Origin of the sequence: Barrientosiimonas endolithica, from assembly GCF_030296655.1 — a bacterium.
GTDB lineage: Bacteria > Actinomycetota > Actinomycetes > Actinomycetales > Dermatophilaceae > Barrientosiimonas > Barrientosiimonas humi.
In genome coordinates this window covers 2643371-2668914 of sequence record NZ_AP027735.1, presented here as the reverse complement: position 1 = coordinate 2668914, position 25544 = coordinate 2643371, and the positions used below count along the sequence as shown (strand labels likewise).

Annotated in this window: 25 protein-coding genes and 3 pseudogenes; 19 read left to right on the top strand and 9 right to left on the bottom strand. The window is 73.4% G+C overall.

Annotated elements, in window-relative coordinates; genetic code table 11:
* The first annotated feature begins 161 nt into the window (after positions 1–161).
* The 5 genes and pseudogenes from QUE40_RS13550 to groL all read left to right on the top strand — a co-directional run bounded on the left by QUE40_RS13550 (position 162) and on the right by groL (position 6311).
* On the top strand, positions 162–2057 hold the full coding sequence (locus QUE40_RS13550) for an ABC transporter transmembrane domain-containing protein (RefSeq protein ID WP_289231312.1): 1896 nt from the start codon (positions 162–164) through the stop codon (positions 2055–2057).
* Positions 2054–3196, top strand: coding sequence for an ABC transporter transmembrane domain-containing protein (locus tag QUE40_RS19370; protein ID WP_350226974.1), 1143 nt, complete (start codon positions 2054–2056; stop codon positions 3194–3196). The genes QUE40_RS13550 and QUE40_RS19370 overlap by 4 nt, the downstream gene beginning before the upstream one ends.
* Positions 3193–4049 (top strand): annotated as a pseudogene (locus QUE40_RS19365) (ABC transporter ATP-binding protein). Before QUE40_RS19370 ends, QUE40_RS19365 begins: the two are co-directional and overlap by 4 nt.
* A gap of 226 nt (positions 4050–4275) precedes the next feature.
* Positions 4276–4569, top strand: coding sequence for a co-chaperone GroES (groES, locus tag QUE40_RS13540; RefSeq protein WP_142006233.1), 294 nt, complete (start codon positions 4276–4278; stop codon positions 4567–4569).
* 131 nt (positions 4570–4700) lie between these two features.
* Entirely contained in the window at positions 4701–6311 is a 1611-nt protein-coding gene (gene groL / locus QUE40_RS13535) for a chaperonin GroEL (RefSeq protein WP_289231311.1), read from the top strand.
* Positions 6312–6557: 246 nt separating this feature from the next.
* Here groL and QUE40_RS13530 read toward each other — a convergent pair whose 3' ends face one another.
* On the bottom strand, positions 6558–6815 hold the full coding sequence (locus tag QUE40_RS13530; RefSeq protein ID WP_142006229.1) for an RNA-binding S4 domain-containing protein: 258 nt from the start codon (positions 6813–6815) through the stop codon (positions 6558–6560).
* 347 nt (positions 6816–7162) lie between these two features.
* On the opposite strand from QUE40_RS13530, the gene QUE40_RS13525 reads away from it, so the two are divergent.
* Genes QUE40_RS13525 through QUE40_RS13515 form a run of 3 tightly spaced genes read left to right on the top strand, consistent with a single transcriptional unit; the run spans position 7163 to position 7982 of the window.
* On the top strand, positions 7163–7657 hold the full coding sequence (locus QUE40_RS13525) for a sigma factor (protein WP_433997003.1): 495 nt from the start codon (positions 7163–7165) through the stop codon (positions 7655–7657).
* Positions 7609–7740, top strand: a complete 132-nt coding sequence (locus QUE40_RS19730) for a sigma factor-like helix-turn-helix DNA-binding protein (protein WP_433997002.1) — start codon at positions 7609–7611, stop codon at positions 7738–7740. The genes QUE40_RS13525 and QUE40_RS19730 overlap by 49 nt, the downstream gene beginning before the upstream one ends.
* Entirely contained in the window at positions 7737–7982 is a 246-nt protein-coding gene (locus QUE40_RS13515) for a hypothetical protein (RefSeq protein ID WP_289231309.1), read from the top strand. Before QUE40_RS19730 ends, QUE40_RS13515 begins: the two co-directional genes overlap by 4 nt.
* Before the next feature lie 187 nt (positions 7983–8169).
* On the opposite strand, the gene QUE40_RS13510 is transcribed toward QUE40_RS13515, so the two are convergent.
* Positions 8170–8751, bottom strand: coding sequence for a hypothetical protein (locus tag QUE40_RS13510; protein WP_289231308.1), 582 nt, complete (start codon positions 8749–8751; stop codon positions 8170–8172).
* A gap of 138 nt (positions 8752–8889) precedes the next feature.
* Here QUE40_RS13510 and guaB point away from each other — a divergent pair, with 138 nt between their 5' ends.
* Entirely contained in the window at positions 8890–10416 is a 1527-nt protein-coding gene (gene guaB, locus QUE40_RS13505; protein WP_142006223.1) for an IMP dehydrogenase, read from the top strand.
* Positions 10417–10571: 155 nt separating this feature from the next.
* On the opposite strand, the gene QUE40_RS13500 is transcribed toward guaB, so the two are convergent.
* Together QUE40_RS13500 and QUE40_RS13495 are read right to left on the bottom strand one after the other, a co-directional pair.
* Positions 10572–10958, bottom strand: a complete 387-nt coding sequence (locus QUE40_RS13500) for a type II toxin-antitoxin system VapC family toxin (RefSeq protein WP_289231307.1) — start codon at positions 10956–10958, stop codon at positions 10572–10574.
* A gap of 1 nt (position 10959) precedes the next feature.
* The gene (locus tag QUE40_RS13495; protein WP_142006222.1) at positions 10960–11193 is read right to left on the bottom strand and encodes a FitA-like ribbon-helix-helix domain-containing protein; all 234 of its coding nucleotides are present in this window, start codon (positions 11191–11193) and stop codon (positions 10960–10962) included.
* Positions 11194–11264: 71 nt separating this feature from the next.
* Between QUE40_RS13495 and QUE40_RS13490 the strand changes: the two genes are divergently transcribed.
* The 7 genes and pseudogenes from QUE40_RS13490 (at position 11265) to QUE40_RS13455 (ending at position 19831) form a co-directional block, all read left to right on the top strand.
* The gene (locus QUE40_RS13490; RefSeq protein WP_142006220.1) at positions 11265–12386 is read left to right on the top strand and encodes a GuaB3 family IMP dehydrogenase-related protein; all 1122 of its coding nucleotides are present in this window, start codon (positions 11265–11267) and stop codon (positions 12384–12386) included.
* Positions 12387–12606: 220 nt separating this feature from the next.
* Positions 12607–14219, top strand: a pseudogene (locus QUE40_RS19360) (succinic semialdehyde dehydrogenase).
* The gene (locus QUE40_RS13475; protein WP_289231304.1) at positions 14216–15922 is read left to right on the top strand and encodes a GMC oxidoreductase; all 1707 of its coding nucleotides are present in this window, start codon (positions 14216–14218) and stop codon (positions 15920–15922) included. Before QUE40_RS19360 ends, QUE40_RS13475 begins: the two are co-directional and overlap by 4 nt.
* Positions 15923–15964: 42 nt before the next feature.
* Positions 15965–16834: an SURF1 family protein gene (locus QUE40_RS13470; protein WP_289231303.1), complete on the top strand. Its 870-nt coding sequence runs from the start codon at positions 15965–15967 to the stop codon at positions 16832–16834.
* Positions 16827–17198 (top strand): DUF3817 domain-containing protein, encoded by a 372-nt coding sequence (locus QUE40_RS13465; protein WP_142006213.1) that lies wholly within the window; start codon positions 16827–16829, stop codon positions 17196–17198. The genes QUE40_RS13470 and QUE40_RS13465 overlap by 8 nt, the downstream gene beginning before the upstream one ends.
* Before the next feature lie 9 nt (positions 17199–17207).
* Positions 17208–18783 (top strand): annotated as a pseudogene (gene guaA / locus QUE40_RS13460) (glutamine-hydrolyzing GMP synthase).
* Positions 18784–18940: 157 nt separating this feature from the next.
* The gene (locus tag QUE40_RS13455) at positions 18941–19831 is read left to right on the top strand and encodes a phosphatase PAP2 family protein (RefSeq protein ID WP_142006210.1); all 891 of its coding nucleotides are present in this window, start codon (positions 18941–18943) and stop codon (positions 19829–19831) included.
* A 191-nt stretch (positions 19832–20022) separates the two neighbouring features.
* Here QUE40_RS13455 and QUE40_RS13450 read toward each other — a convergent pair whose 3' ends face one another.
* Together QUE40_RS13450 and QUE40_RS13445 are read right to left on the bottom strand one after the other, a co-directional pair.
* Positions 20023–21102, bottom strand: a complete 1080-nt coding sequence (locus tag QUE40_RS13450; RefSeq protein ID WP_289231302.1) for a lysylphosphatidylglycerol synthase transmembrane domain-containing protein — start codon at positions 21100–21102, stop codon at positions 20023–20025.
* Positions 21099–21935 (bottom strand): PIG-L deacetylase family protein, encoded by an 837-nt coding sequence (locus tag QUE40_RS13445; protein WP_289231301.1) that lies wholly within the window; start codon positions 21933–21935, stop codon positions 21099–21101. Before QUE40_RS13445 ends, QUE40_RS13450 begins: the two co-directional genes overlap by 4 nt.
* 38 nt (positions 21936–21973) lie before the next feature.
* On the opposite strand from QUE40_RS13445, the gene QUE40_RS19355 reads away from it, so the two are divergent.
* The 3 genes from QUE40_RS19355 to QUE40_RS13420 are packed head-to-tail and all read left to right on the top strand — an operon-like array spanning position 21974 to position 23747.
* Positions 21974–23044 (top strand): glycosyltransferase, encoded by a 1071-nt coding sequence (locus tag QUE40_RS19355; RefSeq protein WP_350227164.1) that lies wholly within the window; start codon positions 21974–21976, stop codon positions 23042–23044.
* An 18-nt stretch (positions 23045–23062) separates the two neighbouring features.
* Positions 23063–23380, top strand: coding sequence for a hypothetical protein (locus QUE40_RS13425; RefSeq protein WP_289231299.1), 318 nt, complete (start codon positions 23063–23065; stop codon positions 23378–23380).
* A 34-nt stretch (positions 23381–23414) separates the two neighbouring features.
* Complete coding sequence (locus QUE40_RS13420) at positions 23415–23747, top strand: NUDIX hydrolase (protein ID WP_350227163.1); 333 nt, start codon at positions 23415–23417, stop codon at positions 23745–23747.
* On the opposite strand, the gene QUE40_RS13415 is transcribed toward QUE40_RS13420, so the two are convergent.
* From QUE40_RS13415 to QUE40_RS13405, 3 genes are read right to left on the bottom strand one after another with little or no spacing between them, the layout of a single operon-like run.
* On the bottom strand, positions 23704–24066 hold the full coding sequence (locus tag QUE40_RS13415; protein WP_289231298.1) for a hypothetical protein: 363 nt from the start codon (positions 24064–24066) through the stop codon (positions 23704–23706). The two genes, QUE40_RS13420 and QUE40_RS13415, sit on opposite strands and share 44 nt — an antisense overlap.
* The gene (locus QUE40_RS13410) at positions 24063–24620 is read right to left on the bottom strand and encodes a LiaF domain-containing protein (protein WP_289231297.1); all 558 of its coding nucleotides are present in this window, start codon (positions 24618–24620) and stop codon (positions 24063–24065) included. Before QUE40_RS13410 ends, QUE40_RS13415 begins: the two co-directional genes overlap by 4 nt.
* On the bottom strand, positions 24614–25492 hold the full coding sequence (locus QUE40_RS13405) for a PspC domain-containing protein (RefSeq protein WP_289231296.1): 879 nt from the start codon (positions 25490–25492) through the stop codon (positions 24614–24616). Before QUE40_RS13405 ends, QUE40_RS13410 begins: the two co-directional genes overlap by 7 nt.
* Positions 25493–25544: the final 52 nt, after the last annotated feature.

Below are 25544 nucleotides of genomic sequence, written 5' to 3'. Positions count from 1 at the left end.
GACACGCCCATAGCACCGCCGCGCGATGGGCGTGTCGTGCACTCTCACGGCGGTGGGCGGGCGGTGGCCGCGCGCTGCAGCCGTTGCGCACCTGGCCGAGCCGCATGCCGCTCGGAAAACCGTTCGCGCCGGTCGGTGCCACCGCCTAGCGTTGTCCCGCCATGCGCGACTTCCCGCCTCCCGTCGAGGCCTACCTCACCCCCGGTGCGTCCGAGCCCGACACCCGCTCGCCGATGCGCCTGCTGGGGTCGATGTTCCGTGCCCAGGGGAGCCTGGTGTGGATCGGCACCCTCATGTCGTGCATGTGGATGGTGCCGCAGGTCGTCGGGCCCTGGCTGGTCGGCTGGACCATCGACCAGGGCCTGGTCACCGGCGACACCGGAGCCACCGTGCGCGGGGTCGCCCTGCTGGCGGTCGTGACCGTGGTGGGTGCCTCGTTCGGCATCCTGTTCCACACCGTCATCGTGCGGCAGTGGCTGGTCGCGCTCTACGGCACCACCAGCCTCGTCACCCGCAAGTCGCTCAGCCTCGGCCACGTGCTCCCGCGCCGCACGCCCGCCGGCGAGGTGCTGTCGGTCTCGGGCAGCGACGGCGACCAGTTCGGCGCGCTCATGGAGATCACCGGGCGCACGATCTCCCAGCTGCTGGCCTACCTCGCGGTCGCGGTGATCGTGCTGCGCACGTCGGTCGAGCTCGGCCTGATCGTGCTGCTGGCCGCGCCGCTGCTCGTGGTGCTCGGCGCGCCCCTTCTGCGCCCGCTGCAGCGCTGGCGCGGCATCGAGCGCTCCCGCAACTCCGACCTCACCTCGCTGTCCACCGACATCGTGGCCGGGCTGCGCATCCTGCGCGGCATCGGCGGCGAGTCGACGTTCGGCGGCAACTTCACCGCCCAGTCGCAGCGCGTGCGCGAGGCCGGCACCCGCGCCGGCATCTGGCAGGCGTCGGTCGACGCGATGGGCGTGCTGCTCTCCGGGGCGTTCGTCGTGCTGCTGATGTGGCTCGGCGTGCGCGACGTCGCCACCGGCGAGCTCACCGTCGGCCAGCTGGTCAGCCTCCTCGGCTACGCCGTGATGCTCATCGAGCCGATGCGCACCTTCGTGGAGTTCGCCCAGAAGCTCACCCGCGCCCACGTGTCGGCGACGAAGGCCCGCGCGGTCCTCTCCCAGCAGGCGCCGTGGGTGTCCCCGGTCGACCCGCTGGAGCTGCCGGGCGAGGCGACGATCGTCGACGAGGCCTCCGGCACCCGCATCGAGCCCGGCCGGCTCACCATGCTCGTCTCGGCGGTGCCCGACGACACCGCGGCGCTGGCCGACCGCCTCGGCCGATACCTCCCCAAGGACGCCGAGGCCCAGGTCAGCGAGGAGCTGCCCGAGCACCTGCGCGGCCGCGCCGCGCGCAAGGAGCGGGCCGAGCGGGCCCGCCGCCGCGCCGAGCAGGAGCGGGCCGACCGCGAGCGCGCCGCGCGCCCGTGGGGCGTCACCGTCGCCGGCGTCGACGTCTCCCGGGTGCCGCTCGAGCGATACCGCCACCAGGTGGTCGTGAGCGACGCGACGCCGCAGATCTTCGCCGGCACCCTGCAGTCGGCCGTCGACCCGTGGGGGCACGCCTCGCGTGCGCAGGCTGAGCGCGCGCTGCACACGGCCGCCGCCGAAGACGTCTTCGACGCCGTGCCCGGCGGCTGGGGCGGGCGCGTCGACGAGAACGGCCGCGGCCTGTCCGGCGGTCAGCGCCAGCGGCTGGTCCTTGCCCGGGCGCTCACCGCCGACCCCGAGGTGCTGGTGCTCGTCGAACCCACCTCGGCCGTCGACGCCCACACCGAGGCGCGCATCGCCGAGCGGCTGGCCGAGCACCGGCGCGGCCGCACCACGGTGGTCGTCACCGCGTCGCCGCTGCTGCTGCACCACGCCGACGAGGTCGTGCTGGTCGCCGGCGGCCGCGAGGTCGCCCGCGGCAACCACGCCGACCTGCTGGCCGGCAACCCCGACTACCGCGCCACCGTCGTCCGCGGCGACGACGCCGAACCCGCCGAGTCCGTCGAGGAGGTGACGCAGCCATGAGCCACACCAGCACTCGTACGTCCTCCGAGCCCGAGCGCACCGGCCTGCCCGAGCAGATCGCGGCCGAGTCGGCGCGCACCTGGAGCGACAGCACGACCCGGGCGGGGGAGGAGCCGGTCCCCGAGCTGCTCACCCACCGGCCCGGCGGAGGTCCGCTGCCGCGTGCGCGGGCGCTGCGCCGCCGTCACCTGCTGCGCGCCGAGCGCGCCCAGGACTTCGCCCGCGAGCTGCGCGAGCCGCACGGCGGGCTGCCCGTCGCCACCGCGCGCCAGGTCGTCCGGTTCGTCGGCGGCCTGCTGGCCGAGCGCCGCCGTCTCGGGCTGCTGCTCGTGCTCGCCAACGTGCTCGCCGCCGCGGCCGGACTGCTGGTCCCGCTGCTGCTCGGACGTCTGGTCGACTCCGCCATCGCCGACATCGGCCGCGGGGCCGTCTCCTCGGCGATCGCCGCCGCCGACGAGATGGCGCTGCTGGTCGCGGTCGTCGTGGTCGCGCAGGCCGCGCTCACCTTCGTCGCCAAGGCCACCGCCGCCCGGCTGGGCCAGGGCATCCTCGCGACCGCCCGCGAGCGGATCACCCGCGACATCCTGCACCTGCCGCTGTCGCGGGTGGAGTCGGCGACGTCCGGCGACCTGGTCACCCGCGTCACCCGCGACGCCGGCACGATGAGCGACTCGGTGGCCTGGGCGCTGCCGGAGTCGGTGTTCGCGCTGATCACCGTGGCGCTCGCGCTGGTCGCGATGGTCATCAACTCGCCGCTGCTCGCGCTCACCACGATCGTCCCGATGGCGCTCGCGATGCTGCAGATCCGGCGATACCTGCGCCGCGCGCCCGCCGGCTACCTCACCGAGGCCGGCAGCTACGCCCGGATCAACACGACCCTCACCGAGACCGTCACCGGCGCGCGCACCGTCGAGGCGCTCGGCCTCACCGAGCGGCGCCTCGGCCGCGGCCGCGCCGACCTCGACGTGTCCAGCGAGGCCGAGCGCTACACCATGTCGCTGCGCAACCTGTTGTTCGTCGCCATGGACCTGGCGTTCAGCCTCCCCGGGTCTTCGTGCTCGCGGTGGGCGCGATCGCGTACGCCAGGGGCTGGGTCTCGATCGGACAGATCACCACGGCGATCCTCTACACGGGGATGATCTGGGGCCCGTTCGACATGCTCGTCGCCACGGTCGACCGGGTGCAGGTCGGCATCGCCTCGACCGCGCGACTGCTCGGCATCTCCACGGTGCCGCGCGACCGCGACGAGGGGCAGGAGCGCCCCGACGGTGTCGCGCTCTCGGGGCGCGACCTGCGCTACGCCTACCGCGAGGGTCACGACGTGCTGCACGGCATCGACCTGGAGCTGCGCACGGGGGAGCGGCTCGCGATCGTCGGTCCGAGCGGGTCGGGCAAGTCGACGCTCGGGCGGCTGCTCGCCGGCATCCACGGCCCGCGCACCGGCAGCGTGCAGGTCGGGGAGTCGAGCTCACCCGGCTGCCGCTGCCGCTGCTGCGCCGCGAGGTCGCCCTGGTCACCCAGGAGCACCACATCTTCATCGGCACGATCCGCGACAACCTGATGCTGGGCCGCGAGGGCGCGAGCGACGACGAGCTGCTGACGGCGCTGGAGGCCGTCGACGCGCGCGGCTGGGTCGAGCAGCTGCCCGAGGGCCTCGGCACCAAGGTCGGCTCCGGCAACCTGGAGCTGTCGCCCGGCCGCGCCCAGCAGGTCGCGCTGGCCCGGCTGGTGCTCGCCGACCCGCACACCATCGTGCTCGACGAGGCCACCTCGCTCATCGACCCGCGCACCGCCCGCCACCTCGAGGGGTCGATGAACGCGCTGCTCACCGGCCGCACGGTCGTCGCGATCGCGCACCGGCTGCACACCGCGCACGACGCCGACCGGATCGCGGTGGTGATCGACGGGCGCATCGCCGAGCTCGGCTCGCACGAGGAGCTGCTGGCGCGCGACGGCGAGTACGCCGCGCTCTGGCGGGCTTGGACCACCTGAGCCGGACGTACGGCCGGTGCTCGGCAGACGAATTTCTGGCACTCGAGTTGACCGAGTGCTAACGCCCGCCTAGATTCAGTTCTGGCACTCGCCAGGGGCAAGTGCCAGCCCCGACCGCACAGCGCGACCCCCGCGACGGCGCGCCACCGGTCTTGGCTCTGACCCCGGGCGAGCAGGACGGATCCCTGCTGCTTCGCGCAGCGCACCTCACAAGGAAGGTCACACCGTGTCGGTGAACATCAAGCCGCTCGAGGACCGCATCGTCGTCAAGTCGGTCGAGGCCGAGCAGACGACCGCGTCCGGTCTGGTCATCCCGGACACCGCCAAGGAGAAGCCCCAGGAGGGCGAGGTCCTGGCGATCGGTCCCGGTCGCATCGACGACAACGGCCAGCGGGTGCCGCTGGACGTCAAGGTCGGCGACAAGGTCATCTACAGCAAGTACGGCGGCACCGAGGTGAAGTACGGCGGCGACGAGCTGCTCATCCTCTCGGCTCGCGACGTGCTCGCGGTCGTCGGCTGACGACTCCTGACTTCTCGACGCGCCCCGGGCGCCCCGTCCGGGTGCCCCGGGGCGTCGTCGTCCCCGCGGTGAGCGGCGCAGCCTGCGCCCGCCGCGCCCGAATCTGATCGACCCGAAAGGAAATCCACAACATGGCCAAGCAGCTGGAGTTCAACGACTCCGCTCGCAAGTCGCTCGAGCGGGGCGTCGACGCCCTCGCCAACGCCGTGAAGGTCACGCTCGGCCCCAAGGGTCGCAACGTCGTGATCGACAAGAAGTGGGGTGCCCCCACCATCACCAACGACGGCGTCACCATCGCTCGCGAGGTCGAGCTGGAGGACCCGTACGAGAACCTCGGTGCGCAGCTCGCCAAGGAGGCCGCCACCAAGACCAACGACATCGCCGGTGACGGCACGACGACCGCCACGGTCCTCGCCCAGGCCCTGGTCAAGGAGGGCCTGCGCAACGTCGCGGCCGGCGCGGCGCCCGGTGGCGTCAAGCGCGGCATCGACAAGGCCGTCGACGCGATGAAGGAGCGGCTGCTGCAGAACGCCCGCGCGGTCGAGGGCAAGAGCGAGATTGCCCAGGTCGCGACCGGTTCGGCCCAGGACGAGACCATCGGCGGGCTCATCGCCGACGCGTTCGACAAGGTCGGCAAGGACGGCGTGATCACCGTCGAGGAGTCCTCGAGCACGGTCACCGAGCTGGACTTCACCGAGGGCATGCAGTTCGACAAGGGCTACCTGTCGCAGTACTTCGTGACCGACCCCGAGCGCATGGAGGCCGTCCTCGAGGACGCCTACATCCTCATCAACCAGGGCAAGATCGGCTCGATCGCCGACCTGCTGCCGCTGCTGGAGAAGGTCGTCCAGTCCGGCAAGCCGCTGCTGATCATCGCCGAGGACGTCGAGGGCGAGGCCCTGTCGACCCTGGTCGTCAACAAGATCCGCGGCACGTTCAACGTCGCCGCGGTCAAGGCACCCGGCTTCGGCGACCGCCGCAAGGCGATGCTGCAGGACATCGCGATCCTGACCGGCGGTCAGGTCATCGCCGAGGAGGTCGGCCTCAAGCTCGACCAGGCCGACCTCGACGTGCTGGGCCAGGCCCGCCGCGTCGTCCTCACCAAGGACACCACCACGATCATCGACGGCGCCGGCGACAACGACGCGGTCGAGGGCCGGGTCAAGGAGCTCAAGGCCGAGATCGAGCGCACCGACTCCGACTGGGACCGCGAGAAGCTGCAGGAGCGCCTGGCCAAGCTCGCCGGCGGTGTCTGCGTGATCCGCGTGGGTGCGCACACCGAGGTGGAGCTCAAGGAGAAGAAGCACCGCATCGAGGACGCCATCTCGGCGACCCGCGCGGCCATCGAGGAGGGCATCGTCGCCGGCGGCGGCTCGGCCCTCATCCACGCCGCCGCAGCGCTGGACGACCTGTCGCTCGAGGGCGACGAGGCCACTGGTGTCGCGATCGTGCGCAAGGCGGTCGCCGAGCCGCTGCGCTGGATCGCCGAGAACGCCGGGCTCGAGGGCTACGTCGCCGTCGCGCGCGTCGGCGAGCTGGGCATCGGCAGCGGCCTCAACGCCGCCACCGGTGAGTACGGCGACCTGGTCAAGGCCGGGATCATCGACCCGGTCAAGGTCACCCGCTCCGCGCTGCGCAACGCCGCGTCCATCGCGTCGATGGTGCTCACCACCGACACGCTGGTCGTCGACAAGCCGGAGGAAGAGGAGCCGGCGGCTGCCGGCCACGGCCACAGCCACTGACCTCTCGGTCCGACGGGTCGGCCCCGGTGCGCGCTCGCGCACCGGGGCCGACCCATGTCATGCCCCCAGCCCTCATGCCCCACCCTGGGCATGAAACCGGGTTACGTGCGCCGACCTCGATGTGCATGAAACCGGGTCAGGTGCGTATGACCTCGATGCATCAGGGTCAGATGGCCGTAACCGGGTTTCATGCGGGGCTCCGGGGGTGCCGTACGTCGGGGGTGGCGTACGCAGGGGTGTCGTACGTCAGGGCGCGGGTGAGACCTCGTCGGCGCGCACCACGGTCATGGTCGCGCCGGGCAGGTGCACGGTGCTGCCCGGGCGTACGCCGTGGGCCCGGCGGGTCTCGACCTCGCCGTCGACCTGGACGCGCCCGGTCTGGATGAGCTCGCGCGCCTCGGCGCCGTCCTCGACCAGCCCGGACAGCTTCAGCAACTGCCCGAGGCGGATCTCCTCGTCACGGATCGGCACCTCGATCACGGGGTCGCCTGCGTCACCAGCCATAGCCGTGATCCTCCCAGACGGCGGCGGGTGCGGACACACCCGTGCCGGCGTACGGGGAGAGCCGGCGCCCGACGTACGGCGGGCGGTGCGTGCGCCCCGCGACGCCGGGCGAGACCGGGGTCACCCGCAGGGAGGAGCCGAGTTTGCGGGGTCGGCTTGCACAGGTAGGAGTCGTCGGTCACGCTGGATCTCAGGTCGCCGGCACCTCCAGCGACCGCGGCAGGGGGCCGCTGCTGGACACTCGGGACGGAGGACATGTGCGTTACGGACGCCGCGGCTCCGCCGACCCTGTCTCAGCAGACGATCAGGATGACGTCACACCCGTAACATTCTCCGGCCCCAGGCCGATGGAGCAGTCGATCCCGCAGGGTGCGTTGCGGGATCTGGTTGGCGCCGCGCGGGCAGGTGACGGCGCAGCCACAGATCAGCTCATGGCAGGGGTCCACCAGATCGCTGTCCGCTATGCGCGGGCGCGTCTCGGCACCTTGCCCGGAGCCCGGGAAGCCGCGCAGGACGTGGCGCAGGAGGTGTGTGTGGCCGTGCTGACGTCGCTGTCGCGCTACACCGACCGCGGGCTCCCGTTCGAGGCCTTCGTCTATCGCATCGCCGCCAACCAGGTCGCCGACGCCCAGCGCGGCACCCTGCGCGGAGCGGTGCCCACCGACGACGTGCCCGACCAGGTCGACTCCGCCGCAGGCCCCGAGGAGCACGCGCTGCGCTCGGACCAGGCGCGCGCCGTGTGGGAGCTGATGGACCGGCTCTCCCCCAGCACCGCGAGATCGTCACGCTGCGCGTGGCCGTGGGCCTCTCGGCCGACGAGACCGCCGAGGCGCTGGGCATGACCCCCGGCGCCGTGCGTGTGGCCCAGCACCGCGCTCTCGGCCGGCTGCGCAGCATGCTGGCCGAGGGGAGTGAGCTGGCGTGACGCCGCCCTCTCTCGGTCGCATCCACAGCGACGACCGGGCGCTCGACGCCCTCGGCGGCCGCCGCCGCCCCGCGGAGCGCGACGAGCTCAGCGACCTGCTCTCCGCGTGGGTCGGGGAGATCGACCGCACCCCGGCTCGGTCCCGGCGCGCCCGTCGCGCCGCCGGCACCTGTCGTACGTCGGTGCGGCCACGGGCATCGCCGTCGCCACCCTCTCGGTCTCGTCGATGGCTGCCGCGGTGACCGGTCACCAGGTCCCGGTGCTCTACCAGCTCGGCAACGTGGCGAGCAGCGTGTTCGGGGGCCAGACGCCCAGCCAGACACCGGTCGCCGACGACGGCACCGGCGACGGTGGCAGCGGCCACGGCAACGACGACGGCAGCGGCAACGGCGGCGTCCCCGGCTCGACCGGCAGCTCCACCACGGTGGGTCAGCCGTCGGGCTCGGCGACCACCGCCCCGGCGTCCTCGCCGCTGCCGGGCCCGCCCGGCACGAGCCCCTCGCCGCGCCCGACCCCGACCGACCTGCCGTCCCGGCTGCCGGGCACGGCGTCGCTGAGCGATGCGCCGGGCACGTCGCAGCAGCAGCGGCCGAGCCGCCCGGGCACCGGTCCCGCGCCGACGGCCACCCCGACCACCCCGTCGACACCGTCCGGGTCGTCCTCGGGCGGCAGCGGCTCCTCGACCTCGACGGGCAGCAGCTCCTCGCGGCCGAGCAGCAGCTCCAGCACGGGGTCGACCAGCAGCAGCGGGTCCACGAGCTCCAGCTCCTCGGGCTCCTCGTCCGGCACGTCGACCTCGACCGAGGCGAACCGTCCGTCGATCCGGCCCTCGAGCCCGTCGCCGACCTCGTCCAGCTCCTCGGCGTCGCGCCCCGGCGGCCCGAAGGGGTCGAGCGTCGACAGCACCGGCTCGACCACGAGCCGGCAGCGCCTGATCAGTCCCGAGCCGACCGGCTCGACCACGTCGCAGCGCTCGCCCGGCCGGTCGGCCGACGCCCCTGGCCAGTCCACCGAGCGCACCAGCCGGGGCAACGGTCGTGGCCCGGCGCCCTCGGTGACGCCCAGCCCCTGACCTGGCGCAGACGTACGCCGTGATCGGCTGTTCCTGCCGTGGTCAGGGCACCCCTTCGGGGAACCTACACTTGGTTCATGGCACCAGAGATGGCCCCGCTTCCTTCGGTTCCCACGCACTTCGGCCAGCTCGGTCTGACCTACGACGACGTGCTGCTGCTGCCCGGTGAGACGGATGTCGTGCCCAGCGAGGTCGACACCACCTCGCGGCTGACCCGGGAGATCTCCCTGCGCGTGCCGCTGATCTCGGCCGCGATGGACACCGTCACCGAGGCCCGCATGGCGATCGCCATGGCCCGCCAGGGCGGGCTCGGCGTGCTGCACCGCAACCTGTCGATCGAGGACCAGGCCTATCAGGTCGACCTCGTGAAGCGCACCCAGACCGGGCGCATCACCAACCCCGTCACCATCGGCCCCGACGCCACCCTCGAGCAGCTCGACGAGCTGTGCGGCGAGTACCGCGTGAGCGGCCTCCCGGTCGTCGAGGGCGACGGCACCCTCATCGGCATGATCACCAACCGCGACCTGCGGTTCACCCCCGTCGCCGACTGGGGCACGCTGCGGGTGCGCGAGGTCATGACGCCGATGCCGCTCATCACCGCGCCCACCGACATCTCCCACGAGGACGCCACCGCGCTGCTGCGCCAGCACAAGCGCGAGCGGCTGCCGCTGGTCGACGGTGACGGCAAGCTGTCCGGCCTTATCACGGTCAAGGACTTCGTGAAGTCCGAGCAGTTCCCCAACGCGTCCAAGGACGGCCAGGGGCGGCTGCTCGTCGCCGCGGCGATCGGCTACTTCGGCGACGCCTGGGAGCGCGCCACCACGCTGGTCGACGCCGGTGTCGACGTGCTGGTCCCCGACGTGGCCAACGGGCACGCGCGGCTCATGCTCGAGATGATCAAGAAGCTCAAGTCCGACCCGGCCACCCGCCACGTGCAGATCATCGGCGGCAACGTCGCGACCCAGGCCGGCGCGCAGGCGCTGGTCGACGCGGGTGTCGACGCGGTCAAGGTCGGGGTCGGACCGGGCTCGATCTGCACCACGCGCGTGGTCGCGGGCGTCGGCGTCCCTCAGGTCACGGCGATCTTCGACGCGGCGCAGGCGTGCCGCCCGGCGGGGGTGCCGGTGATCGGCGACGGCGGCCTGCAGTACTCCGGCGACATCGCCAAGGCCCTGGTCGCCGGCGCCGACACGGTGATGCTCGGCTCGCTGCTCGCCGGCTGCGAGGAGTCGCCGGGCGACCTGATCCTGGTCAACGGCAAGCAGTTCAAGAGCTACCGCGGCATGGGGTCGCTCGGGGCGATGGCCTCGCGTGGCAAGAAGTCCTTCTCCAAGGACCGCTACTTCCAGGCCGACGTCGCGAGCGACGACGAGATCGTGCCCGAGGGCATCGAGGGTCGCGTCGCCTACCGCGGCTCGCTGTCCGGGGTGCTGCACCAGCTGGTCGGCGGCCTGGGTCAGTCGATGTTCTACGTCGGCGCCCGCACCATCCCCGAGCTGCAGGAGCGCGGCCAGTTCGTGCGCATCACGACCGCCGGCCTGAAGGAGTCGCACCCGCACGACGTGCAGGGGATCGTGGAGGCGCCCAACTACGTCGGGCGATAAGCGCGCGGGCGATAGCCCGTCTCGCAGATCGTGCGACGACGTACGAAGTGCGGCGGGCCGACCCCGGGATCCCGGGGGAGGGGCCGCTCAGATCGTGCGACGACGTACGAAATGCGGAAGGGGCGCGGGTGCCTCGCCCCGCGACGTCGGCCGGGTCAGGCGAGGTCGATGGGGCACTCGGGGCCGGGCGCGGTCGCGAGCCGTCGGTCGGCGGTGAGAAGTCGCGCGTCGAGCACCTCGGCGAGCGCGACGTAGGTCGCGTCGTAGAAGCTGAGGCTGTCGCGCAGCTCCCAGGCTCTGGACTGCAGCGGGGCGACGGGGTAGCGCTGGACGACGAGGTCGCGCGCCGCGGCCAGCGAGGTGGCGGCTCGGTCGGCGGGCAGCACCCCGCGGTGGACGAGCCCGCGCAACGCCTGACCGCACTCCGCGTCGACGAGGTGCGGGGCGGCGACGCCGGACAGGAGCTGCTGGCGCACGGCTGCGCCGCGGCTCGTGGTGTCGACGACGGCCAGGACCAGGGCGGAGGCGTCGATGACGAGCACGTCAGCGGTCGGCGTCGCGCGCGGCGAGCACCTGGTTGACGTCGAGGGTCAGCGGCGGGCGACCGGCGAGGTCGTCCTCGAGGGCTTGCACGACCTCGTCGGGCTCGGGCCGTCGGCCCACCTCGACCGTCCGGGCGAGCATGTACGCCTGGATCGACTGGCCCGACCGGCGCGCCCGGCGGCGGATCGTCTCGTAGACGTCCTCGGGCACGTCGCGGATCTGGATCAGGGCCATGCATGCATGGTAGCAATTTGCATGCACCGCCTGGTGGGCCTCGCGCGGCCGCCCGTCGATAGCCTGTGCCGGTGACTGAGATCGAGATCGGCCGCGGCAAGCGGGGGCGGCGCGCGTTTTCCTTCGACGACGTGGCGGTGGTGCCGTCGCGGCGCACGCGCGACCCCGAGGAGGTGTCGGTCTCCTGGCAGATCGACGCCTACCACTTCGACCTCCCGGTGCTGGCCGCGCCGATGGACTCGGTGATGTCGCCGCAGACCGCGATCGCGTTCGGGCAGCTCGGCGGCCTGCCGGTGCTCGACCTCGAGGGGCTGTGGACCCGCTACGAGAGCCCCGAGCCGCTGCTCGCCGAGATCGCCGGGCTAGACCCCGCTGAGGCCACCTCGCGCATGCGCGAGCTCTACGCCCAGCCGATCAACCCCGACCTGATCTCGTTGCGGCTCAAGGAGATTCGCGACGCGGGCGTGACCGTCGCGGGCGCGCTCAGCCCGCAGCGCACCCAGGAGCACTGGAAGTCGGTCGTCGACGCCGGCGTCGACCTGTTCGTCATCCGCGGTACGACCGTCTCGGCCGAGCACGTGTCCGGCAAGGCCGAGCCGCTCAACCTCAAGCGGTTCATCTACGAGCTCGACGTGCCGGTGATCGTCGGGGGCGCGAGCACGTACACCGCGGCGCTGCACCTGATGCGCACCGGCGCGGCCGGCGTGCTCGTCGGGTTCGGCGGCGGCGCGGCGCACACCACCCGCGTCACGCTCGGCATCCACGCGCCGATGGCCTCGGCGATCGCCGACATCGCGGCCGCGCGGCGCGACTACCTCGACGAGTCGGGCGGGCGCTACGTCCACGTCATCGCCGACGGCGGCATGGGCACCTCCGGCGACATCGTGAAGGCCGTCGGCTGCGGCGCCGACGCGGTGATGATCGGCGCCGCGCTGGCGCGGGCGAGCGACGCCCCCGGCCGCGGGTTCCACTGGGGCTCCGAGGCGCACCACCACGAGCTGCCGCGCGGCGAGCGGGTCGAGGTCGGCACCGTCGGTTCGCTGCAGGAGATCCTGCTCGGCCCCGGCCGCGGCGCCGACGGCACCACCAACCTCATCGGCGCGCTGCGCCGGGCGATGGCCACCACGGGCTACACCGACCTCAAGGAGTTCCAGCGCGTCGAGGTCGTCGTCGCGCCGTACCAGCGGTCCTGATTCGCCGAGCCGGTCGTACGCTCCGGTCTCGCGGCATCGTCGCCGAGCACGCGCTTACTCCTTCTGGCTCAGCTCCTCCTCCGCGAGCCCGTCGCACGCTCCGGGCTCGCGGCATCGTCGCCGAGCCGGTCGCACGCTCCTACCCGGGATCTGGGTCCCCCGCGCGGATTTTTGGACGTTCAGTGGCGCAGATCACGTCCCGCGAGGTTACGCTGACGTAATGACTGATTCGTTGGTCCAGGACTCTCGGCAGCGTTCCTCCGCCGACGCGGGCGGCCAGCCCAGCGCGTACGCCCTCCCCACCGGCCTCGACGCCCGCCTCGGGCGGCGCGTCGTCGCCCCGGCGCGGCCCGAGATGCACGAGTGCGTCACCCCGTTCACCGGCGAGGTGATCGGGCGGCTGCCGCTCTCGACGGTCGACTCGGTCGACCAGGCCTTCCGCGACGCCCGCGAGGCCGCCGCGCGCTGGGCCGCGCGGCCGGTCGAGGAGCGCACCCGCTTCCTGACCCGCCTGCACGACCTGCTGCTGCGCCACCAGAACGAGCTGCTCGACCTCATCCAGCTCGACGCCGGCAAGGCGCGCAAGCACGCGTTCGAGGAGGTGCTCGACGCGGCGGGCGTGTGCCGGCACTACGCCAAGAAGGCCGAGAGCTACCTCGGCCCGAAGAAGCACCTGGGCGCGATCCCGCTGCTCACCACCTCGGTCGAGCTGCGCCATCCCAAGGGCGTCGTCGGGGTCGTGTCGCCGTGGAACTACCCCCTGTCGATGTCGATCACCGACGCGCTCCCGGCCCTGGTCGCGGGCAACGCCGTCGTGCTGCGCCCCGACACCCAGTCGGCCCTCACCGCGCTGCGCGCCGTCGAGCTGATCGACCAGGCGGGGCTGCCCGAGGGCGTGCTGCAGGTCGTGCTCGGCCCCGGCTCGGTCATCGGCAAGGCGGTGCTCGACCGCGCCGACTACGTGATGTACACCGGCTCCACCAAGACCGGCCGCGGCGTCGCCCGCGACGCGGGGAGCGCCTCGTCGGCGCCTCGCTGGAGCTCGGCGGCAAGAACCCGATGTACGTCCGTGCCGACGCCTCGCCCAGCCGCGCCGCGGAGGGGGCGGTGCGGGCGGCGTACGGCTCGGCGGGGCAGCTGTGCATCTCGGCCGAGCGGCTGATCGTGCACGAGCAGGTCGCCGACGAGTTCCTCAAGCACTTCCTGCGCCGGGTCGAGGCGATGCGCATCGGCCCCGGCCTGCAGTGGGGCATCGACATGGGCACGCTGGTGACCGCCGAGCAGCTCGAGCGGGTCAGCGCGCACGTCGAGGACGCCAAGGCCAAGGGCGCCGCGGTGCTCGCCGGCGGGCGGGCGCGGCCCGACCTCGGCCCGCTGTTCTACGAGCCGACCGTGCTCACCAACGTCACCGGCGACATGCTCTGCCGCGACGAGGAGACCTTCGGGCCCGTCGTGTCGGTCTATCGGGTCGCGAACGACCAGGAGGCGCTGGCGCTCGCCAACGACACGCCGTACGGCCTCAACGCCTCGGTCTGGACGCGCGACGTCCGGCGCGGGCGCGAGCTCGCCGCGCAGATCCGCACCGGCACGGTCAACATCAACGAGGGCTACGCCGCGGCGTGGGGCAGCAACGGCTCGCCGATGGGTGGCATGGGTGCCTCGGGTCTCGGCCGGCGGCACGGCGCCGAGGGCATCCAGAAGTACACCGAGTCGCAGAACGTCGCGGTCCAGCGCCCGCCCGGCTTCGCCGTGCCCAAGGGCGTCCCCGAGAAGGTGTGGGCCAAGGCCATGGCCACCGGCCTGCGCGTGATGAAGGGCGCGGGCCTGTCGTGACCGGCACCTACGACTACGACGTCGTCGTCGTGGGCTCCGGCTTCGGCGGCTCGGTGGCGGCGCTGCGGCTGGCCGAGAAGGGCTACTCCGTCCTGGTGCTCGAGGCGGGCCGCCGCTTCGAGGACGCGGACTTTGCCAAGACCTCCTGGGACCTGCGCCGATACCTGTGGGCGCCGGCGCTGAAGTGCTTCGGCGTGCAGCGCATCCACAAGCTGCCCGACGTGCTGATCCTGGCCGGGGCGGGTGTCGGCGGCGGATCGCTCAACTACGCCAACACGCTCTACCAGCCGACGGGGCCGTTCTACACCGACCCGCAGTGGGGCCACATCACCGACTGGGAGGACGAGCTCACCCCGCACTACGACGTGGCGCGGCGGATGCTCGGCGTCGTCGAGGACAACCCGTGCGACGGGCCGGTCGAGCAGGTCATGCGCGACGTCGCGCACGACATGGGCGTCGGCAGCACCTTCCGCAAGACGCCGGTCGGGGTGTTCTTCGGCGAGCCCGGCAAGCAGGTGGCCGACCCCTACTTCGGCGGCGAGGGCCCGGCGCGCAGCGGCTGCACCGAGTGCGGCAACTGCATGGTCGGCTGCCGCGTGGGCGCCAAGAACACGCTCATGAAGAACTACCTCGCGCTGGCCGAGCGGGCCGGCGTGAAGATCCAGCCGATGCGCACGGTCGTCGGCCTGGACCCATTGGGAGACAAGGGTTTTCGCGTCACGACCCGCCGCACGGGCGCGTGGGTGAAGCGCGGCGAGCAGACGGTCACCGCCGAGCAGGTCGTGCTCGCGGCCGGCGCCTGGGGCACCCAGAACCTGCTGCACACCATGCGCCAGACCGGGCGGCTCGCGAAGCTGTCCGACCGGCTCGGCATGCTCACCCGCACCAACTCCGAGGCCCTCGAGGGCGCGGCCGCGGTGACGGTGCGCGAGGACTTCCCGGTCGCCAAGGGCATCGCGATCACCACCTCGTTCCACGTCGACGAGCACACCCACGTCGAGAACGTCCGCTACGGCCCCGGCTCCAACGCGATGGGGCTGCTGTCGACCCTGCAGGTCGACAGCTCCCGGTCGCTCGCCTCGCGCGGCCTGGAGTTCACCCGCAAGTTCCTGCGCGAGCCGATCTCCAACACCCGGGCGGCGTTCGGCCCGCGGTGGAGCGAGCGCACGGTGATCCTGCTGGTGATGCAGACCCTCGACAACTCGCTGACCACGTCGGTGCGCAAGCGCTTCGGCCGCTACTGGCTGACCAGCCGGCAGGGCCACGGCATGCCGAACCCGACGTACATCCCGCAGGGGCAGGCCGCGGTGCGCGCCATCGCCAAGCGCCTGCAGGAGCGCAGCGGGGTGCACACCATCGCCGGCAGCACCTGGCCCGAGACGTTCGGCATCCCGATGACCGCGCACTTCCTCGGCGGCGCGGTGATCTCCGACAGCCCCGAGCGCGGGGTCGTCGACCCCTACCAGCGGGTCTGGGGCTATCCCGGGATGCACGTGGTCGACGGGTCGGCGGTGTCGGCCAACCTCGGCGTGAACCCCTCGCTGACCATCACCGCGCAGGCGGAGCGGGCGATCTCGCTGTGGCCGGCCAAGGGGCAGACCGACCAGCGCCCGGCGCAGGGCGAGGGATACCGGCGCTTCCCGGCCGAGCCCGCGCGGGTGCCCGGCGTCGAGCTCGGCATGCCGGCGACGCGCACCGCCTGAGGCGACGCGGGAGCGGTCAGGTTCGACGCCTACCCTGAGGGAGTGATCGAGACCGCCCGCCGCCCGCGTCACCTGGCGCTGCTGGCGCTCGCGCTGGCCTTCGTGGCGCTCTTCGTGGGCCTCGGCTTCTGGCAGTACGGCGTCGCCAAGCAGGACGCGCGCGAGCAGGTGCTGCAGCAGGGGCCGGCCCAGCCGGTCGCGCCGCTGAACGAGGTCATCGCCCCGCACGAGGCGTTCCCCGACGACGGGTCGCTGCGCCGGGTCAGCGTGACCGGGACGTACGACGCGCCCAAGCAGTTCCTCGTGCCCGACCGGCGCCTCGAGGGCCGGGCCGGCTTCTGGGTGCTGACCCCGCTGGTGGTCGACGGCACCGGCGCGCGCATCCCGGTCCTGCGCGGCTTCGTGACCGACGCGGCCGCCGCCCCGGCCCCGCCCACCGGGCCGATCCAGCTGCTCGGCTCCCTCGTGCCGGCCGAGTCGCCGCGCCCCGACGTCACCGTGCCGCCGGGGCAGCAGGCCTCGGTCGACGTGAGCACGCTGCTCAACGAGTGGGGCGGCACGGTCTACAACGCGTTCCTGTTCACCATCGAGCAGACCCCGGCCGAGCAGTCCGCGGCGATGCAGCACGTGCCGCCGCCGTCGCCGACGGTCGAAGGGGTCGACTGGCGCAACCTCGGGTACGCCCTCCAGTGGTGGGTGTTCGCGGTGTTCGCCCTCTACCTGTGGTGGCGCTCGGTGCGCGAGGACCACCTCGACCAGCTGGCCCTGAGGGCCCGCGACGACGGCCCGACGGGCGACGAGCCGGCCGACGACCCGACCGACGACGGCCCGACCGACGGGCCGACCGATGACCACGGTGCCGGGGCGCCCGCGCCGGCCGACGACGTACGACCGAAGGATCTGCATGTCTGACCTCGCCCGCGAGGAGCGCATCGACGTCCCGAGCGCCCGCACCAAGCTGAAGTTCTTCAAGGTGATGGCGTTCATCGTCGGCATCGGGCTGCTGGTGCTCGTGGCCGAGATGATCCTGCAGTACGGCTTCCAGAACGACGCGCTCGCGTGGTGGCCGCAGCCGCACGGCTTGATCTTCGTGATCTACGTCGTCGCCACCGCCGTGCTCGGGTTCGCCGTGCGCTGGCCGCTGTCGAAGATGGTGCTGGTGATGCTCGCCGGCTGCGTGCCGCTGCTGTCCTTCTGGGTCGAGCGCAAGGTCGGCGGCGAGGTCGAGGCCCAGCTGGAACGGCTGGAGCGCGGCGCACCCGCGACGGCTCGCTAGGCTCTCGCTGTGACGGAGAATCTGCAGGACCATCCCGTCCTGGTCGTCGACTTCGGCGCGCAGTACGCCCAGCTCATCGCCCGGCGCGTGCGGGAGGCCTCGCTCTACAGCGAGGTCGTGCCGCACGACATGCCGGCCGAGGAGATCCTCGCGATGGAGCCGGCGGCGATCGTGCTCTCGGGCGGCCCGTCGTCGGTCTACGCCGACGGCGCGCCCGCGCTCGACAAGGCGCTGCTGGAGGCGGGCGTGCCCGTCTTCGGCATCTGCTACGGCTTCCAGGCGATGACCCAGGCGCTCGGCGGGACCGTGGCGCACACGGGCATGCGCGAGTACGGCGCGACCCGGGCCGACATCGACGACACCGGCTCGACGCTGTTCAACGGGCAGCCGCCGCAGCAGTCGGTGTGGATGTCGCACGGCGACTCGGTGAGCGAGGCGCCCGACGGCATGAAGGTCACCGCGCGCACCCCCGGCACGACCGTCGCGGCGTTCGAGGACGACGAGCGCCGGCTGTACGGCGTGCAGTGGCACCCGGAGGTCATGCACTCCACGTTCGGGCAGCGGGTCATGGAGAACTTCCTGCTGCGCGGCGCCGGCCTCGAGGCCGAGTGGACCCCAAGAACATGGTCGACGAGCTGGTCGCCCGGGTGCGCGAGGAGGTCGGCGAGGACCGGGCGATCTGTGCGCTGTCCGGTGGCGTCGACTCGATGGTCGCGGCCGCGCTGGTGCAGAAGGCGATCGGCGACCAGCTGACCTGCGTGTTCGTCGACCACGGCCTGCTGCGTGCGGGAGAGGCCGAGCAGGTGCGCACCGACTTCGTGGAGCTCACCGGCGCCGACCTGGTCGTGATCGACGCGAGCGAGCGATACCTCGACGCGCTGGCCGGGGTGAGCGACCCGGAGCAGAAGCGCAAGATCATCGGCCGCGAGTTCATCCGCATCTTCGAGCAGGCCGCGCGCGACATCGTGCACGACCGCGGCGACAACGAGCACCCGGTGAAGTGGCTGGTGCAGGGCACGCTCTATCCCGACGTCGTGGAGTCCGGCGGCGGTGCGGGCGCGGCCAACATCAAGAGCCACCACAACGTCGGCGGGCTGCCCGACGACATCCAGTTCAAGCTGGTCGAGCCGCTGCGCACGCTGTTCAAGGACGAGGTGCGCCAGGTCGGGCTCGAGCTGGGGCTGCCCGAGAAGATCGTCTACCGCCAGCCGTTCCCGGGGCCGGGCCTCGGCATCCGGATCGTCGGCGAGGTCACCGCGGACCGGCTCGAGACGCTGCGCAAGGCCGACCTGATCGCGCGCGAGGAGCTCACGGCGGCCGAGCTGGACCGGGACATCTGGCAGTGCCCGGTGGTGCTGCTCGCGGACGTACGCTCCGTCGGCGTGCAGGGTGACGGCCGCACCTACGGCCACCCGATCGTGCTGCGCCCGGTGTCGTCGGAGGACGCGATGACGGCGGACTGGACGCGCCTGCCGTACGACGTGCTCGCCCGGATCTCCAGCCGCATCACCAACGAGGTCGAAGAGGTCAACCGGGTGGTGCTGGACGTGACGAGCAAGCCCCCGGGACGATCGAGTGGGAGTGAACCGGCGGTGCCTCGGCGAGCGCGCCAGCGTGAGGTGAGGTTCCGCCGGTTCGCTCCTGCGACAGAAGGCATCGAGTGGGAGTGAACCGCTCCGCGTGACGGCGGGCACCCGTCACGCGTCCAGACTGCGTCCAGCCGGGTCCTGCACACTGTTCACATGTCCGAAGCACCCACCATGAGCCGTCCGGTCCTCGCGGAGACGCGCGGGGCCGACGGGCGCCTGCCCGAAGAGCCCGAGGGTCCCGAGCGGCGCGCGTCGGGGCCGTGGCTGAGCGTGGTGCTGATGGGGCTGCTGGCGCTGGCGGCGTTCGCTGCGATCGTGCGGGTCTCGCTGGGCAGCCTGCGCGGGTCCGAGCTCGACAACGACATGATGCACGCGGTCGGCAACTCGGCGACGGCGGCGATGAAGGTCACCGACTGGATCACGTACGTCAGTGTCGGCGGAGTCGCGCTGTGTCTCGCCGTCTGCGTGGGCGTGGCCCTGATGCGGCGCCGGGTGGGGCTCGCGGTGGCCGCGATGGTGCTGGTCGTGGGGGCCAACGTGACGACCCGCATCCTCAAGCTCAACGTGCTCGACCGTGCCGACGGGGCCGGGAACTCGCTGCCGAGCGGTCACGCCACCGTCGCGCTGTCGCTGGGGCTGGCCGCCGTGCTCGTGGCGCCCGCGGCGTGGCGCTGGGTGGTGGTGCCGTTCGCCGGGTTCGTGGCGACGTTCGTCGGTGCGGGCACGGTGGTGGGGCAGTGGCACCGTCCGGGTGACGTGCTCGCGGCCGTCGCGGTCTGCCTCGGCTGGACGGCGCTCGCGGTCGGTCTCGCGGCCCTGATCCAGCCCGGTGCGGCGCCGCGGCGTCCGGGGTGGGCGGCTCGTTCCTCGCTCGCGCTGGTCGGGTCGGCCGTCGTCGGGCTGATCTTCGTCGGCTGGGGCCTGCGCCCGGCCGACCACGACGTGAACCTCGTCCTCGCGGTGCTCGCGCTGGTGCCGATCGGCATCGCCAGCGCCGCCGCGCTCGCCTGGACCTCGGCCGTGGCCGACCGCCACCTGGCCTGACCCGCTCGCCGGTGCCGGGCCGGGGGTGCCGGCGCCGACGTACGCCGGGCTTCATTTCGTTCACTTGTGCACGAAATGAAGGCGTGGGGGCCGGGATTCCGCGGCGGCCCGCTGCATTTCGTTCACTTGCGCACGAAATGTGGGCGGGACCCCGAGCCGTACGCCTCCGCTCGCACCCCTTCGCCCGCACCTCAGTCGGGCGGCGGCACCTTGGGGCTCAGCGACCAGCCGAGCCACCCCAGCAGCCCGAGCGGCACCTCGAACACGTGCGTGTAGAGCGCGAAGATCAGGACGCCGGCCGCGGCGGGGGCGGGCGGGGCGCCCCACGCGACGAGCACCGAGAGGGTGCCGGCCTCGGTGATGCCGAGCCCGCCCGGGGTGACGCCGACGGCGGTGAGCAGGCGGCCGATGGCGTACGCCGCGAACAGCTTGGGCAGCGGGATCTCGACGCCTACCGCCTCCATCGTGCGCCAGAACAGCACGAAGTAGATCCCGAGGAAGCCCACCACCCCGAACGTCATCGGGAACCAGCCGTGGGCCGTGACGCTGGCGAGGCGGGAGCGCTGGTTCTGCAGCACGGTCGCGAGGTCGAGGCGCTGGCCCTTCTTCGGGCCGCGCCGCAGCCGGGCGAGCAGGTGCCCGACCCGCCGGTCGAGGAGGCCGCCGAGCTGGCGGGCGCGCTCGTCGCTGATGACCATGGCGATGAAGACCGCGAGCACGACCAGCGCGGTCACGCCGGCGGCGAAGGCGCCCTGGCGCACCGACTTCGGCAGCGCGGTCTGGTCCCACGCGAGCACCACGATGCCGAGCAGCGGCAGGGCCACCCGGGCCAGGACGTTCCAGACCCCGGAGACGATGATCGAGGTCGAGATCGCCATCCGCGAGAAGCCCCAGCTGCGGCCGAACAGGTAGGTCACGGCCACGCCCGCCGCGCCTCCGCCGGGCAGCATGTTGCCGACGGCCGAGCCCGAGACGTTCATCATCAGGGCCTTGCTGTGCGACAGGCCGGGCAGGGAGCCGGTGAGGGTGAAGGTGTAGCACCACAGCCCGAGCACCATCCAGCCGAACAGCTCCAGGGCGGAGGCCGGGCCGACCGACCCGAGGTGCGTGCCGATCTTGGCCCAGGTGGTGTCGGCGAAGTAGGGCAGGCCGAAGGCGATGATCGCCATCGCGAGGCCCAGCCCGAGCACGGCCTGCAGCACGGTGCGCGGTGTCGGCTTCGGGAAGGTGGTCTCGGGGGCAGGTGCCGGCGCGCGGCTGGCCGGGCTCACGGCAGCCCGGCGAACACGTCGGAGGCGACCGGCCCGGTGTGGGCGCGGTCGACGTACCACTCCCGGCGGAAGACCAGGTCGAACAGCGGCCGCGGGATCTTCAGCAGCATCCCGACCGTGCGGTCGGTGCCGCCGTCGGCCGAGGACTGCGACGCGTGCGCGCGCAGCGAGGCTCGCTTGGCCCGGACGAAGCGCCGGACCGGGATGCGGTGGGTGATGTCGGCCCGGGCGCTGTAGGCCCGCTCGAACGACGACAGGTCGAACTCCGGCGGGAAGCGATAGACCTTGGTCAGCAGCCGCAGCACCCGCACCAGCAGGTCGCGCGGCACGGTGGCCTCGAGAACCCTTGGTGTGCCTGCGATCTCGGCGGCACGAGCTCCCACCTCGTGCACCCGCACGTGGTCGCGATGGCCGTAACCGCCGTTCGGGTCGTACGTCAGCAGCACCTCGGCCTGCTCCTCGCCGAGGATGCCGGCGAGCCGCTGGGCGGCCTCCTCGACCGGCGCCCGCACGAACCGGGTGCGCCCCGGTGGGTCGGGCAACAGCTCCTCGCCGCTGCCGCTGTCGGCGTAGCCCAGCCACTCGGTGCGGGCGACCCCGAGCACCGCGGCGCTGGCCTCGAGCTCGGCGCGGCGGTGCGCCGCCAGCCCGCCGCCGGCGGTGAAGTCGGTCGAGGCCAGACCCAGCTCGCCGTCGGTCGCGACGACCAGGACCACCCGGTGCCCCTCGGCCGCGGCGCGCGCCATCGTCCCCGAGGTCAGCAGGGCCTCGTCGTCGGGGTGGGCGTGAAAAGCCACGAGGGTGTAGGGCATCACGCGACAGTCTCGCAGCATGACATCCTCGGACGGGTGAGGGTCGCGCTGCTGTCGGACTGCTACCTGCCGCGGCTCGGCGGCATCGAGGTGCAGGTGCACGACCTCGCCCGCTCGCTGCGCGAGGCCGGCCACGAGGCCGTGATCATCACCGCCACCCAGGGCCCCGACGAGCCGATCGACGACGTGCCGGTCGAGCGCCTCGCGATCCCGCTGCCCGGCGGCGTGCCGGTGAATCCCTTGCGCCGCCGAAGGTTCGGCGGCTGCTGCTCGACGGCGGGTTCGACGTGGCGCACGTGCACATGGGGGTCGTGAGCCCGTTCGCGATGGACTCGATGCGGGTCGCGCTGGGCGTCGGCATCCCGACCGTCGCCACCTGGCACTGCGTGCTGGCGCACGCCGCCCCGCTCGTCGACGCCGCCGGCTACGTCGAGCGCTGGGCCGTCCGCGGCGCCGAGCTCACCGCCGTGTCGCAGGTCGCCGCGGCGCCGCTGCGCCGGATGAGCGGCGGCGCGCCGGTCTCGGTGCTGCCCAACGGGATCGACGTCGCGCGCTGGTCGCCCGGGCCGCGGCCGGAGGCGTCGACCGGCTCGCTGCGCGTCGTCACCGCGATGCGGCTCGCGCTGCGCAAGCGCCCGCTCGACCTGGTCAAGGTGGTGGCCCGCGCCCGCGAGCTGGCGCCCGGTGCCGACCTGCGCCTGGAGATCCTGGGGGAGGGACCGCAGCGGCGCCGGCTCGAGGCCTGGTCGGCCCGGCACGGGGCGCAGGAGTGGCTGTCGCTGCCGGGCCGGGTGACCCGCGAGGAGCTGCACCGGCGCTACCTCGCCTCCGACGTCTACGTGGCGCCCGCCGAGCTCGAGGCGTTCGGCATCGCGGCGCTCGAGGCGCGGGCGAGCGGCCTGCCCGTGGTCGGGCCGCGCCGCAGCGGCATCACCGAGTTCGTCGCCGACGGCCGCGACGGGCTGCTGGTCGACGACGACGAGCAGTTCGCGCAGGCCCTGGCCCGGCTCGCGACCGACGCCGACCTGCGCGACCGGCTGGGGGCGTACGCCCGCTCGACCCCGGTGCGCCAGGACTGGGGCGAGGTCGTCGCGCAGACCGTGCAGGCGTACGGTCGGGCCCGGGCTTGATCGGGGGAAGGACCGAGGATGACGGACGCAGGCGTGCTGGTGCGCGGGGTCGACGGGTCGGGGAGCGACTGCGTCGAGGTCGCGCTGGAGCACGGTGCCGACCCGCGCGCGGTGCTCGCCGACGCCGGGTGGGAGGTCGTGAGTCTGGTCAGCATCGGGCGGCAGCCCGGGGCGAGATCGAGCTGGACTTCCGGGTGCGCCGTCGCCGGGCTCACGCCGCGGCCGCGCCGGTCGCCCCGCGCGTCGAGGTCAGCGCGGCCGAGGCCGCGGGGGCGGTGCGCAAGCAGCGGGTGGCGGCCTACGCCGTGGTGCGCAGCGAGCGCGGGCTGCTGCTGACCGAGTTCTCCGCGCGCACCGCGCGGCCGGGCACCTGGGGCTGCCGGGCGGCGGGGTCGAGCCGGGCGAGGAGCCCGACCAGGCGGTCGTGCGCGAGGTGTGGGAGGAGTCGGGGCAGCACATCCGGCTCGAGGAGCCGCTCGACGTGCTCAGCCAGCACTGGGTCGGGCGCGCGCCCGACGGTCTGGTCGAGGACTTCCACGCCGTGCGCCTGGTCTATCGGGCGTGGGTCGAGGAGCCGACCGACCCGGTGGTGCACGACGTGGGAGGCACCACCGAGTCGGCCGCGTGGGTCGAGGAGCACGAGCTTGCCGGTCTGCCGGTCAGTCCGTGGGTCGGTGCTCTGCTCGCCGAGCCCGCACGCTGAGCGACACGACCCCCAGCAGCACGAAGATCACGCCGAGCGCGATCCCGGCGACGGGCAGCGCGGTGGACCAGTCGAGGTCGATGTCGGTCGTGAGGCGTACGCCCGCGAGGACGGCCACGACCAGCGCCAGCAGTCCGGCGAGCGTGGTGGTCGGCGCGGGGCCGGAGATCCACTGCGGCTCGGGCGGGGCGGCGCCCTGGGAGCGCGGTGGTACGTGGTCGGGGTGGTCGGCCTGGTCGAGGCGGTCGGTCTGATCGGTGTGGTCGGTCTGGCCGGCCTGGTCGGTGGCCCGCGGCAGCGGGGTGGTCCGGTCGCTCATCGCGTCGTCCTCTCGATGGTGATGACGCCGAGCCCGACGCGGGCGTCGACGGTGAGGGTCGGGGTGCCGGTGCCGACGGTGACGGTGCGGGTGCGGCCGAGACCGCCGTCGTCGACCTCCCACGGGTCGCCGGGCCAGCCGGAGCTGATCTGTCCCGCGCCGACCTGGGCGCGCACCCGCACGGTCAGGTCGTCGGGCACGACGATGCGCAGCTCGCCGGCGCCCACGTGGCTGGTGAGCGTGCCGGTGGCCTGCTGCGGGGTGAGCGCGGCGAGGTCGAGCCGCGCGGTGCCGGAGGACAGGTCGTACGACTGGCTCGCCACCGTCGTCGGCTGCCACCGGGCGTTGCCGTGGGGACCGGTGAGCGCCACGTCGGTGGGGAAGGCGGCCGCGACGGCGGTCCCGGCCGCGAGCACCAGGGCGATCGCGCCGGCGGCGACCGCCCGGCGGCCGAGCAGCCCCGCGACGAGCGCACCGAGCGCGACGACCGCGGTGGCCGCGACCCAGCCGAGCCGGTCGGCGACCGTGCCGAGGTCGGTGCCGCGGGTCAGCATGGTCGTGGCGGCGCCGGCGATCGCGGCGAGGCCCAGGACGAGCAGGGTGAACCCGCCGGGGAGGGTGCGCCGGCGCGGACGCGGGTCCGGCGGCGGGGCCTGCCACCGCGGCGCGGCGGCGGGGAAGGTGGGTGCCCCGCCCACCGGTCCGCCCGGTCCGCCCGGCCCCCGAGACCGGGCGGAGCGGGGGCGGGAGTCGTGGTGGCGTGCGTCCCCGAGGGGGTGACGCCCGCCGAGGTGGTGGCGCTCTCCCAGGTGCTGACGCCCGCCGAGCGGACGCCCGCCGAGGGGGCACCGGCCGAGGGGAAAGGTGCGGTGGGGGTGGAGGTGGCGCCGGCGTACGGGCTCGGGGTGGCGGGTCGGTTGCGGCTCAGCACGAACCAGACGGCGCCCGCGACCACCACCAGCGGCAGGAGCGGGCCGGGGCCGCCCCAGCCCCAGGCCCAGCCGAAGCCACTGGTGACCACGACGATCGCGACGATCATCAGCACCACCGCGCCGACGTCACCGGTCCGCAGGCCGCGCTCGAGGAGGATCGTGCCCTGCCGGTCGGGCAGCAGGAGCCAGGCGACGAGGTAGAGCGGGATGCCGATGCCGAAGGTGAGCCCGAGCAGCACGAACGCAGCCCGGACGATCAGCGGGTCCACCCGCAGCCGCTCGGCCAGCCCCGCGCAGACGCCGCCGATCCACCGGTCCTCGGCGCGGAACAGGCCGCTGCCGCGCAGGCTGGCGAAGAAGCGGTCCAGGGGTCGCGCGGTGCGGCGCCGGGGCCGGTCTGCGGCGGTTCGAGGCGCGTCGCGCCGTGCGGCTCGGTGGGAGGGACGGACGAGGTCATGGCAGCACTCTGCTGCCGGTCGGCCCGCGCGCGACATGAGGTTCGACCCTGACGCGCCCCTGATCCCACCCTGAGCGGCCGGGGAACCG